Source organism: Ligilactobacillus sp. LYQ135, from assembly GCF_053711055.1.
In genome coordinates this window covers 59,989-72,079 of the sequence record NZ_JBSJYT010000001.1, presented here as the reverse complement: position 1 = coordinate 72,079, position 12,091 = coordinate 59,989, and the positions used below count along the sequence as shown (strand labels likewise).

The following is a 12,091-nucleotide window of genomic DNA, read 5'->3' as shown; positions in this document are numbered from 1 at the left end:
TTAAATGATGCAAAGTAAATGTAAAAAGTATATAATCTTTAGTAGGTAGCTTACTTATCTTTAAATAAGTTAATTTACATAAAAGAATTGAAAAGAGTTCAACTCTAGTATAGGAGGATATTATGGCATCAGTATTAGTTGTCGGCGGAGCCGGATATATTGGTTCACATATGGTTGATCGGTTAATTGAAAATGGTGAAAATACTGTTGTAGTTGACAATTTAGCAACAGGTCATCGTGCAGCCGTAAGTGACAAAGCTAAATTTTATGAAGGTGATGTTGCAGATAAAGATTTTATGCGCAAAGTATTTAAAGAAAATCCAGATATTGATACAGTAATTCACTTTGCAGCTTATTCTCTTGTGGGAGAATCAATGCACAAACCATTAAAATATTTTGATAACAATGTAGCTGGATTAGTTAAGTTACTTGAAGTAATGAAAGAAGTCGGTGTTAAAAACCTTGTATTTTCATCTTCAGCTGCAACATATGGAATTCCAGATCATACTCCAATTAAGGAATCTGATCCTCAAAATCCAATTAATCCATATGGTGAAAGTAAGTTAATGATGGAAAAAATGATGAAGTGGGCAGATGAAGCATATGGGATTAAATATGTTGCTTTGCGCTACTTTAATGTTGCTGGTGCAAAGCCAGATGGATCAATCGGTGAAGATCATGGTCCTGAAACTCATCTTGTACCAATTATCTTACAAGTTGCATTAGGAGAACGTGATAAACTTCAAATTTATGGAGATGACTATAATACTCCGGATGGAACTAACATTCGGGATTATGTTCATCCCTATGACTTAGCAGATGCTCATATTTTAGCGATGAATTATTTACGTGATGGTAATCCATCAGATGCATTTAACTTAGGTTCATCAACTGGCTTTTCAAACTTAGAAATGTTAAAAGCAGCACGTGAAGTAACTGGTAAAGAAATTCCTGCGGAAATTGCAGGTCGTCGTGGCGGTGATCCAGATTCATTGGTAGCTGCTTCAAGCAAAGCACGTGAAATTTTGGGATGGGATCCTAAGTATGACGATGTTCACAGTATTATTGAAACCGCATGGGCATGGCATTCTAAACATCCACATGGATTTGAAGATCGATAATAACAAAGACTATGATTGATGTCATAGTCTTTTTTTATAAAAATTTAAATTAATTGTTTTTGAAAAATTCTAACAATTAAATACGAACAATAAAGCTTAAATTAAGCGTTAATGTGAAATAATTTTTTTGAGCAGTTTTACACGTTCTAACGGTATGATAGAATTAAATTTAAGAGGAAATGTTTTTATTGGAGTGCTGACGGGAGGATTTTGAAAATGGATATTTTACAAAAAACATTCGGCCGTTATAATAATGAAAAAGTTACTGAAATTAAATTGATTAATGATAATGGCGTTGCAATTTCTTGTTTAACAATGGGAGCAATTTGGCATCAATTTCTTGTGCCAAATGAAGATGGAACTTTCCAAAATTTACTTTTGAGTTTTGATGGGATTGATGACTATTACGCCAACAATCAAAATATTTGTAAATCAATTGGCAGAGTTGCTGGTCGAATTAAAAATGGATCATATATGCTTAGTGGCGAAAATTACAGCTTACCGCAAAATGATCATGGAAATACTTTACATGGTGGGGAACATGGATTTTCTACTTGGAATTGGAATTATTCAACTTCAACTGGCAAAAATAGTGTCAGTGTAATTTTCCAAAAGAAAATTAATGAAAAAATGGATGGTTTTCCAGGCAATATTTTAGCAACTATTATTTATACGTTAAACAATAATAATAAAGTCACAATTGCTTATAGCGCAATGAATGGGAAAATTGATACGTTATTTAACCCAACTTGTCACGTATACTTTAATTTAAGTGATCGCCGTGATTTAACTACTCATGAATTGCAAATAAATAGTAGTAATATTTTAGATACAAATGAAAAGTTAATTCCTACAGGAAAAATTATCGATGTAACTGATACCCCGTATGATTTTCGCAAATTTAAAAATGTGGCATTAACAGTTGGAGAACTTCATGGTTTAGATACGGCATATGTTGTTAACGAACCAGGGCAAGCTACTAAACCAATTGCAATTTTAAAAGATACAAAAAGTAACCGCCAAATTACGGTTAATTCAGATCGAAATGGTTTAGTAGTTTATACTCCTGAAAATATCGCTAGTGAAAAAATTTCATTTAGTCGAGATCATGGATTACCTGCACAAAAAAATGAAGGAATTGCTTTAGAAGCGCAAATGTTACCGGATGCAATTCACCATGATAATTTTGGCGATACTGTTTTACCAAGATATAGTAAACGGACATATCGTTGTTCATTTACTTATAACCAAGCACTTAAGTATTAGTGAAAGGATAAAAGAGAATTGAAAAACTACTTATTTGATTTTGACGGAACGATTGCAGACTCAGGAGATGCTGCCATCCTAGCAACTCAAGAATGTTTTAAAGACTTTGATTTAAAAGTTCCAACAGATGAACAAGTTCGTTATTATATGGGAGTTCCAATTGAAACTTTTATTCCTGAAATGGTTGAAAAGCAAGAAAAAAACTATACAGATGCACAGTATGAAGAAATGTATGATAGTTTTCGGAAATACTATGGCGAAGTTGAAACCAAAACTACAAAATTATTTCCAGGAATGAAAGCAACCTTAGAGCAATTAAGTAAAGAAAATAAGAATTTATATATTGTTTCAAGTAAGCATACGACTTCATTAAAAAGGAATTTAAGGCAATTAGGTATTATTGATTTATTTGCTGAAATTGTTGGTTCTGATCAAGTAAAAAATTATAAACCTGCACCTGATGGAGTGCTAATGGTATTAGCGCATAATAATTTAAATAAAAATGATTCTGTGATGATTGGTGACGCTAAATATGACATTGAAATGGGACAAGCAGCTGGCGTGAAAACATGTGGTTGCTTATGGGATGCATTTGATAAAGTAGCTCTTGAAAAACGTCATCCCAATTATTTAATTGATAAACCAGAAGAATTACTTAATTTGTAAATAATTGATTGGCTGTGGCGCATGCCACAGCCTTTTTGTTGATAATATATTTTGAAAATACTTTTAAAATTTACTGAATCTTTAATACGGTTTTTGTATAATAAAAAGATGTAAGGGAATAAATGGAAGGGAAGTTTACATGCATTTATGGAATAAATTTTTAGAAAATACACGTTTACGTCGTTTCGTTGTTTTAATGATTATTATTGGTACGTTATTTGTATTTCGCAGTATGATTAGTATCATATTATTAACATTTATTTTTTCTTTTTTGATTATTCGCTTAATTAATTGGATTCAAAAAAGAATTAATGTCCCATCACCTGTAATTGTAGTTACAGTATTTTTATTATTGATTGTGTTAATAATTGCAGCGGTGACAATTTATGTTCCTAAATTAATTGTTCAATCAGAAAGTTTAGTGCGCTCATTAATTCATTTCTACAATAATCTACCACAAGGTACTGGTAAAGTTGCAAGTTACATTACAACATATATTAAAGAAAGCAATTTTTTACATCAAATCCAAGGAAGTATGACCGTTATTTTTGGTTATATTACTAAAGCAGGCTCAATGGGATTTACCTTTTTGATTTCGCTTTTATTAACGTTTTTCTTTACAATCGAAAAAGAAACGACATTTAAATTTTCAAGAAGTTTTTTAAGTGGACCATACTCATGGTTTTTTAGTGATATTTACTATTTTGCTAAGATTTTTACAAATACATTTGGAGTAGTTTTAGAAGCTCAATTTTTAATTGCAATTGTCAATACAATTTTAACTTGTATTGGATTAGCAATTATTGGAGTGCCACAAATTACTAGTTTAGGTGTAATGATTTTTATTTTAAGTTTGATTCCAGTTGCTGGAGTAATTATTTCAGCAATTCCAATGTCATTTGTAGCATATACAGATGGGGGATTTAGAGATGTAATGTACGTTTTAATCATGCTTTTAGTAATTCATGCGATTGAAGCATACATTTTGAATCCGAAATTCATGTCAAGTCGAACGGAACTACCAATTTTTTATACATTCGTAGTATTATTTGTTGCTGAGAGACTTTTTGGTGCGTGGGGATTGATTGTGGGAATTCCAATTTTTACTTTCTTCTTAGATGTTTTAGGAGTAAAGCCGGTTCCTGGACGCCATCAACGTCTTCATCAAAAAGCACAGCAACGTCGGAAGAAAGGTGAAAAAAATGGATAGAGAAAAATTTGTTGAAACTTATGCAGTTAATCGAGAAAATACTAACTCAGAAAAATGGGATGGACTAAAAAAACACTTTGGAGAAACTGATTTACTTCCAATGTGGGTTGCTGATACTGAATTTAAAATTCCACAAGCAGCGCAAAAAGCAATGCAACAAAGAGTTGATCATGGAGCGTTTGGATATTCCTTTACTCCTGAGAGTTATTATGATGCATATTTTACATGGCAAAAGGAACGTTATGGAATTGAATTACATGAAGAATGGATGCGCTTTGGAGTAGGCGTAGTTCAATCTTTGAATACGTTAATCCAATTATTGACTAAAAAAGACGATGCGGTAATGGTCTTACAACCAGTTTACTATCCATTTATGCGTATTATTGAAAAAAATCAACGTAAGTTAGTTGTTTCGAATTTAAAGAACAACCATGGCCACTATAGTTTGGACTTAGATGATATGCGGCAAAAAATGGAAGCAAATCAAGTACGAGTTTTAATTTTTTGTAGTCCCCATAATCCAGTGGGAAGAGTGTGGTCAAGTGAAGAACTTGAACAAGTTTTAGAACTTTGTCGGCAAGAACAAGTGATAGTTATTTCAGATGAAATTCATCATGATTTAATGATTGATGGCAGTCAATTTACATCCGTTTTAAATATTAAAGATGGTCTTTATCGTGATAATTTAATTGTACTAGATTCACCTTCAAAAACATTTAATATGGCAGCATTGTTAAATAGTCATGTGATTATTCCTAACCCACAATTAATGTTGCAATATGATCGGTATCAAGAAAAATTAATGATTCCTAAAGGTAGCGTGATGGGACAAGTGGCTGCGATGGCAGCTTATCGCCAAGGAGCAGATTGGCTTGAAGGGTTACAAAATGTCGTTTCTTCAAATTATCATTACTTAGAGCGTGAATTGAAATCTAATTTACCAGAAATAATTATTTCTCCGCTTGAAGGAACTTATTTAGCGTGGATTGACTTATCAAAACTAGTAGCAAATGCTGATTTGCATGATGTAATTATTGAAAATGCGAAGTTAGCAGTTGATTTTGGCGATTGGTTTGGTGCAAGTGGTAAAGGTCATATTAGAATGAATTTAGCAACTCCATCGGAAAATGTAAAGCAAGCAGTTCAAAGTTTAATTACTGCAATTAATAATTATCGCGAAGAATTTTAATAATATACTATGATTTTTTTGAAATTAAGTGTAAAATGTTTTTTGTAATATCTTAATTTAAGAAAGAGGTTTACACAAATTATGACAAAATTAGTATTCATTCGTCACGGACAAAGTGAATGGAACTTAAAGAACCTTTTCACTGGTTGGGCAGACGTTAACTTAAGTGAAAATGGTGTTGCAGAAGCAAAAGAAGCTGGTCGTAAGCTTAAAGAAGCTGGAATTGAATTAGACCAAGCTTACACTTCAGTATTGAAGCGTGCCATCAAGACTTTACACTTCGCTTTAGAAGAATCAGACCAATTATGGATTCCTGAAATGAAGTCATGGCGTTTAAACGAACGTCACTATGGTGCTTTACAAGGCCAAAACAAAGCAGAAGCTGCTGAAGAATTTGGTGAAGAAAAAGTTCACATTTGGCGTCGTTCATACGACGTTTTACCTCCATTATTGAGTGCAGATGATCCTCGTTCAGCTGCTAAGGACCGTCGTTATGCTGACTTAGATCCACACGTAATTCCAAGCGGTGAAAACTTGAAAGTTACACTTGAACGTGTAATGCCATTCTGGGAAGATCACATTGCTCCAGATTTAATTGAAGGTAAGAACGTAATTGTTGCTGCACACGGTAACTCATTACGTGCATTGACAAAATACATTGAAGGAATTTCTGATGAAGATATCATTAACTTAGAAATCCCAACAGGTCAACCAATCGTTTACGATATGGATGAAAACTTAAACATTGTTGATAAAAAAGCTCTTTAATTTTTAAAGTAGTTAAAGGACTGTAACGGTGTGCGTTACAGTCCTTTTTTGTGATGTTTTAGTTATGCCTTGTTTTTTATGTGAATGCTTTAGAAAGACTTTTTAAGTAAAGAGATGCTAGAATAAAAGTAGATAAATAGAGAGGAACATGGTTATGATTAATAAACGGCGTAAATTTGACTGGTTCAGTTTGATTATAGGAATTTTACTTGTAGTTTTAGGAACAGCGGCACTGAATGCTCCAGGAAAAACTTTAAGTTTAATTGCTATTTTTGTAGGTGTCGGTGCGCTGGCAAAAGGATTATATACAATTTGGTTTCGGAAATCAATGCAAGATATGACTGGAATGAACTTAACATTTCTATTAATATCATCAATTGTTGATATTGTAATTGGGATTATCTTTTTATTGAAAATTAAATTTGGCATTGGAGTATTGGCATATTTATTTGCATTCTGGTTTATTTTTGACTCAATTATTCAATTATTTGCAGATCATTTTTTCAAGGCAATGGATCGAAAATATTTTGATTTATTAATTGTGTTAAATATCATCACTTTAATTTTAGGAATAATTTTATTATTTAATCCAATGCTTTCAGTATATACACTAGTAGGTTTAGTAGCATTTTATCTTTTCTTTATTGGAATTATCAAAATCATTCAAGCATTCTAATAAAAAGGCTGTGACAGTTAATGTCACAGCCTTTTTACGTACATTTTAAATTAAAATTCCGTTACAGTGATCTATTTCATGCTGAATAATTTGAGCAGTAAAATCAGTAAAGGTATCAGTGTGCCGCTTAAAGTACTCATCTTGATACTTAACTTTAATTGTTTTGAAACGTTTAGTTTGACGCAGTCCTTTTAATGAAAGACAACCTTCTTGCACGTCATAGGGTTCAAAATTAGCAATTATTTTAGGATTAAGCATCACAATAGGGATTTGAGCAATCGAAAAAACAATGGCATTTTTGTTTTTTCCAATCATATTAGCAGCAATGCCAGCTGCTTTTGTTTGATTAGCAATTAAAGTGTCTTTTAAATCTGCAATAATATTTTTATCTTTATTTGTAAATGGTTTTGCTTTTTGTTGTAAAAATAATTCATCATGAACAATTGGTTGAATCATAAAATTACTCCTTTCCAAAAAGTGAAGCTAATTTTGCAGCCGTTTTGGGATCAATTGAATCTTGTAGTGAATTAGTATTTTCCTGATCATCTTGGGAAGTTTGTGCATTAAATTGAGCTTGTTGCTTGATATAATCAACAATTGCATTTTCGGCTTCTTTAATTGGATTTAATGGTAAAATTCCACCGGCAGAATCAGCATGGCCACCCCCATTAAAGTATTTTTCTGCAAAAGCAGCTACATCGATTTTGCCATTACTTCGTAAAGAAATACTGTGACCATCAATCACTAAAGCGGCATCAACTTGATGACGCTGAAGAAGTGCATGTGCAATCTCAGATTTAAAATCACTTGCATAAACTACCCCAAAAGAATGATCTTCTGCAGTAAACTCAACTACATTTTTTAGATGTTTGTCTAAATAGCGTTGTCGTCTGCCATTAAGTGTATTGATTAATAAAGCATTTTGCGCACGATATTGTTCCCAACCAGCAGCATACACATTTTCAACGAATTTGCGGGACTTACTTAGTGGATAAAACCAAAAAAGTTGATTTAATTCGTCAGCGTTTTTTCTTTCAGCTGAAGGCATATTGGGATCATTTTGCCAATCCCAAGTATCATATGCACGAATCAATTCAACAATTTCACTTAATTCATGTTGGCGAGTTGAAGGAACGTTAACAAAATTAACCATTTTTTGAACCCATTCCCATACTAAACTAGTAGCGCTTGGATTGATATTAGGATTAGTTGGTTGAATACAATTTGCTGAATATTTTTGCCGTAAACTTTCTTCGCTTTCATGATGATCAAAAATTAGCCAATGATTAGCAAAATTTTTTTCTAATTGTTGAAAAGAATAATCGCTATCAGGAGTCATATCCATGATGTAAACATCAGTAAAACTTTGAATGTTTGGCTGACAGAAGAAATGTTCAAGTTCTTTGTCTAAATTGCCGGCAGAGCATGTTGTTAAATCAAAATCAATTCCATTAAATAAATAAGGCTGAAGTGCTTCTAAAAGTAAAGGAGCACCAAATCCATCAAGATCATTATGTGAAAATAGTTTGATATGCTGTTGTTTTTTCAATTTTACTCCTCGATTTCTTATAGTCTAAATTCGTATAAATTATACCATAACAAGAGATGCTAGTTTGACATGTATAGCGTTTTTGGTATCATTAGTAAAAGGAGAAAAGACTTTCAAATTAGGATGGGATGGATATTTTGACAGAAAGGAAAATTCAATATTTTACTAAATTTGATGAAGATTTAGTGGAAAATGCGAATCAAAATTATCAACTGCCAACAAATTTTCAATGGATTCGGAATGATTTGAAATTTAAATTTTTGTCAAATATAATTTCTGTGCTAGCCAAGGGATTTGGATATGGTTTTAATAAATTAATTTTAAAGCAATCATTTGCAAATAAAGCAATACTGGAACCATATAAGCATAAAGGATATTTTTTATATGCTAATCATACCCAGCCGGTTGGTGATGTTTTTTTGCCAATGCTTGCAGGGACCGCACGGCGTTATTATGTGGTATGTGCACAATCTAATTTAGGAATGCCAATTATTGGGCCATTACTTCCATATGGCGGAGCGTTACCTATTCCAAGTGATTTGCACCAGTTACCCCGATTGATTAAGGCTGTTCAGTGTCATATTGAACGCAATGATTTTGTAACAATTTATCCTGAAGCACATGTGTGGCCATACTATACTGGAATTAGACCATTTTCAAAAGCAGCGTTTCATTTTCCAATGAAAGTGAATGTTCCATCATTTGTAATGACAAATACATACCAACGCTGCAAATGGTCTAAAAGACCTAAAATGGTCACTTACTTAGATGGTCCATTTTATCCTCAGCGAAATTTACCGGCAAAACAAGCCCAAGAGCAATTGATGCAACAAGTTAAAACTACAATGCAAAAGCGTGCGCAGTTAAATGATGTCGAGTATATTAGGTATGTCCAACGAAAGGATGGTAAAAACGCATGAATATCTTGTATTGCGGTGACGAAAACATCCAAGATGGATTGTTAATTTCACTACTTTCGCTTTTAAAAAAAACGCCAGCAGATTTACATGTTTATGTAATGACGATGGATTTACATACTGAAAAAAAGGATTATCATTCAATTTCAAAAGCAACGATTAATTATTTAGATGCACTTTTAAAAAAACATAATCAATGTAACTTTGTAAAAAGGTATGATTGTACTAAATTATTTGCGGCGCAATTGCCTCAAGCAAATTTAAAAACACGTTTTACACCATATGCAATGTTACGATTATACGCTGATTTAATTGATGAAATTCCCGATAAAATTTTATACTTGGATAGTGATGTAGTTTGTCATTTAGATTGTACAAAATTTTACCACCAAGATATTTCAAATGTTGAATTAGTTGGTGTACTTGATTATTATGGCAGATGGTTTTTCCATAATAGTTTAACGTATTTGGATTACTTAAACTCAGGGGTATTACTTTTAAATATGGCTGAAATTAAGAAAACAGGTTTATTTAAAAAGGCTCGTGAAATGTGTTGCAATAAGTGGATGTTTATGCCTGATCAATCCGCTTTAAATAAACTTGCACAGGAAAAAAGAATTGTACCACGTAAATATAATGAGCAACGAAAACTACATGCAGATACAGTTTTTCAGCATTTTACAACGAGTTTTCGTTTTTTTCCATGGGTTCATTTGCTAACGGTAAAGCCATGGCAAGTTCAACGTGTTCACCAAAAGTTAAAAATTCATGCTTATGATGACATTTTGAATCAATATCAGCGCCTTGCTCCAAATTTAAGTAAAAGTTAGAAAAGGTGAGTTGTAATGGAAAATGAAGTAATTCCAGTGTTTTTAACAATTGATGATTATTTTACAAAATATGCGAGTGTCTTAATTCAATCAATTATTGATAACGCACGTGAAAATGATCATTACCGGGTGATTATTGTTCATCGTGGATTAAGTGATGAAAATGTATATGCATTAACACAAATGCAAAGTGAGAATGTTGAAATTCAAACCGCATACTTAGATGCAGATTTAAGTGGAATTCCTAATCGTGAAGAGAATTATTTGCGGCTAGATTTCTTTACCCTTTCAATTTTTTATCGTTTATTTTTAGCAAATCAATTTACAGAATATGATAAAGCAATTTATATCGATTGTGATGGAGTTGTTCCAGGAAACTTAGCAGATTTATATCACATGGATTTAGCAAATAATTTAATTGCAGCTGCTCCAGATCATTCTATTTGGCACGTTCCTGGAATGATCAAGTATATTGAAGGGGCTTTGGGCATTAATTATAAATCATATATTAATTCAGGCGTATTGTTAATTAACATGAAAGCTTTTCGTGAAGAGCGCTTTACAGATCATTTTTTGAACTTAATGAAAAAATATCATTTTGCATGTATTGCACCAGACCAAGATTATTTGAATATGATTTGTCGTGATCGGATTTTATATTTAGATGAAACTTGGAATGCAATGCCTAAAGATCATCAATATGATGATGAACAATTAACTGATCCACAATTAGTTCACTATAATTTGTTTTATAAACCATGGCACTTTGATAATATTATGTATGAAGATTATTTTTGGAAATATGCAAATCGAACTGCATATGCAAAGGAACTTCATGCTGAAAAAGATAACTTTACCGCTCAACAACGTCAAGGTGAAGTTGAAAAACTTGATAAATTAATGGATAAAGCAGCAATATTACCTAATACAAGCGGCACTTTTAAAAAGGTAATTGCGCAAGGAGAAAGAGTTAAACTATGATTATTTTCCCAAATCGTGATGCTGTTATTGATAATATTAAACAAAATTTAAAAGAAGAAAAATATAACAGTAAAGTTGAAATTGGTGATCCTCAAATGACACCTGAAGAAAGCATGCAACGGATTACCGAGTATTTTAAAAAACGAGAGACATTTACTGGCAAAGCGAAAAACTTTTGTGCACGGTTTATTTATGCTGCTGTAACTTGGATTGAGAATATAAATACTGAAGTTGTGGGGATGGAAAACTTAAAGGTATTAGATCCCCAACAAGGTGCAATTATTACAAGTAATCACTTCAATCCTTTGGAAAATACAATTATTCGGCGCTTTGTCCAAAAAACTAAAACACATAAGCGCCTCTTCATTATTAGTCAAGATACTAATCTAGGTATGAAAGGTCTTGTTGGTTTTTTGATGAATAATTTAGATATAATTCCGATGAGTCAAAGCATTAACTATTTAGGGCATACGTTTCCTAAAGCCTTACAAAAAGTGATTGATGAAGGCAATTATATTTTAATTTATCCTGAAGAAGAAATGTGGTTTAATTATCGTAAACCACGCCCATTTAAACGGGGGACTTATTATTATGCAGCTAAAATTAATGCACCAATTATTTCTTGTTTTGTTGAAATGCAAGATTTAAAAAGTTTTGAACCAAATTCAAATAAAAAAATTCATCGTGTGAAATCAACTTTACATGTATTACCAGTAATTTTTCCTGATCCAAATAAATCTGTTAAGGAAAATAGCATCGAGATGATGAACAAAGACTACCAACAAAAGAAAGCAGCTTATGAAAAAGCATATGGTAAAAAGCTTACATATGATTTTGATCCAAGTGATATTGCTGGATGGGTAGGTCCTCAAAAATAATAAAAAAACGTTGAATTTTAATTCAACGTTTTTTTATTAT

Annotated in this window: 13 protein-coding genes; 11 read left to right on the top strand and 2 right to left on the bottom strand. The window is 32.2% G+C overall.

Going from position 1 to position 12,091, the window contains the following annotated elements; genetic code table 11:
• The first annotated feature begins 122 nt into the window (after window positions 1-122).
• From galE to ACWCL1_RS00325, 7 genes are all read left to right on the top strand, one after another.
• On the top strand, window positions 123-1,121 hold the full coding sequence (galE, locus tag ACWCL1_RS00355) for a UDP-glucose 4-epimerase GalE (RefSeq protein ID WP_454544941.1): 999 nt from the start codon (window positions 123-125) through the stop codon (window positions 1,119-1,121).
• Window positions 1,122-1,337: 216 nt separating this feature from the next.
• Complete coding sequence (locus ACWCL1_RS00350) at window positions 1,338-2,387, top strand: aldose epimerase family protein (RefSeq protein WP_454544940.1); 1,050 nt, start codon at window positions 1,338-1,340, stop codon at window positions 2,385-2,387.
• An 18-nt stretch (window positions 2,388-2,405) separates the two neighbouring features.
• Window positions 2,406-3,053, top strand: coding sequence for an HAD family hydrolase (locus ACWCL1_RS00345; RefSeq protein ID WP_454544939.1), 648 nt, complete (start codon window positions 2,406-2,408; stop codon window positions 3,051-3,053).
• A gap of 139 nt (window positions 3,054-3,192) precedes the next feature.
• Entirely contained in the window at window positions 3,193-4,263 is a 1,071-nt protein-coding gene (locus ACWCL1_RS00340) for an AI-2E family transporter (RefSeq protein ID WP_454544938.1), read from the top strand.
• Window positions 4,256-5,452, top strand: coding sequence for a MalY/PatB family protein (locus tag ACWCL1_RS00335; RefSeq protein ID WP_454544937.1), 1,197 nt, complete (start codon window positions 4,256-4,258; stop codon window positions 5,450-5,452). The genes ACWCL1_RS00340 and ACWCL1_RS00335 overlap by 8 nt, the downstream gene beginning before the upstream one ends.
• Window positions 5,453-5,533: 81 nt before the next feature.
• On the top strand, window positions 5,534-6,220 hold the full coding sequence (locus ACWCL1_RS00330; RefSeq protein ID WP_454544936.1) for a 2,3-diphosphoglycerate-dependent phosphoglycerate mutase: 687 nt from the start codon (window positions 5,534-5,536) through the stop codon (window positions 6,218-6,220).
• A gap of 154 nt (window positions 6,221-6,374) precedes the next feature.
• Window positions 6,375-6,896 (top strand): HdeD family acid-resistance protein, encoded by a 522-nt coding sequence (locus ACWCL1_RS00325; RefSeq protein WP_454544935.1) that lies wholly within the window; start codon window positions 6,375-6,377, stop codon window positions 6,894-6,896.
• A gap of 45 nt (window positions 6,897-6,941) precedes the next feature.
• On the opposite strand, the gene ACWCL1_RS00320 is transcribed toward ACWCL1_RS00325, so the two are convergent.
• Both ACWCL1_RS00320 and ACWCL1_RS00315 read right to left on the bottom strand, forming a co-directional pair.
• On the bottom strand, window positions 6,942-7,352 hold the full coding sequence (locus ACWCL1_RS00320) for a peptide deformylase (protein ID WP_454544934.1): 411 nt from the start codon (window positions 7,350-7,352) through the stop codon (window positions 6,942-6,944).
• 4 nt (window positions 7,353-7,356) lie between these two features.
• Window positions 7,357-8,445 (bottom strand): DHHA1 domain-containing protein, encoded by a 1,089-nt coding sequence (locus ACWCL1_RS00315; RefSeq protein ID WP_454544933.1) that lies wholly within the window; start codon window positions 8,443-8,445, stop codon window positions 7,357-7,359.
• 137 nt (window positions 8,446-8,582) lie between these two features.
• On the opposite strand from ACWCL1_RS00315, the gene ACWCL1_RS00310 reads away from it, so the two are divergent.
• Genes ACWCL1_RS00310 through ACWCL1_RS00295 form a run of 4 tightly spaced genes read left to right on the top strand, consistent with a single transcriptional unit; the run spans window position 8,583 to window position 12,051 of the window.
• A complete protein-coding gene (locus tag ACWCL1_RS00310; RefSeq protein WP_454544932.1) occupies window positions 8,583-9,365 on the top strand; it encodes a hypothetical protein in 783 nt (260 codons plus the stop codon).
• Window positions 9,362-10,192 carry a glycosyltransferase gene (locus tag ACWCL1_RS00305; protein WP_454544931.1) on the top strand — a complete coding sequence of 277 codons (831 nt, stop codon included), beginning with the start codon at window positions 9,362-9,364 and terminating at the stop codon, window positions 10,190-10,192. Before ACWCL1_RS00310 ends, ACWCL1_RS00305 begins: the two co-directional genes overlap by 4 nt.
• A 15-nt stretch (window positions 10,193-10,207) precedes the next feature.
• On the top strand, window positions 10,208-11,173 hold the full coding sequence (locus tag ACWCL1_RS00300) for a glycosyltransferase family 8 protein (protein WP_454544930.1): 966 nt from the start codon (window positions 10,208-10,210) through the stop codon (window positions 11,171-11,173).
• A complete protein-coding gene (locus ACWCL1_RS00295) occupies window positions 11,170-12,051 on the top strand; it encodes a lysophospholipid acyltransferase family protein (RefSeq protein WP_454544929.1) in 882 nt (293 codons plus the stop codon). Before ACWCL1_RS00300 ends, ACWCL1_RS00295 begins: the two co-directional genes overlap by 4 nt.
• The last annotated feature ends 40 nt before the right edge of the window (window positions 12,052-12,091 follow it).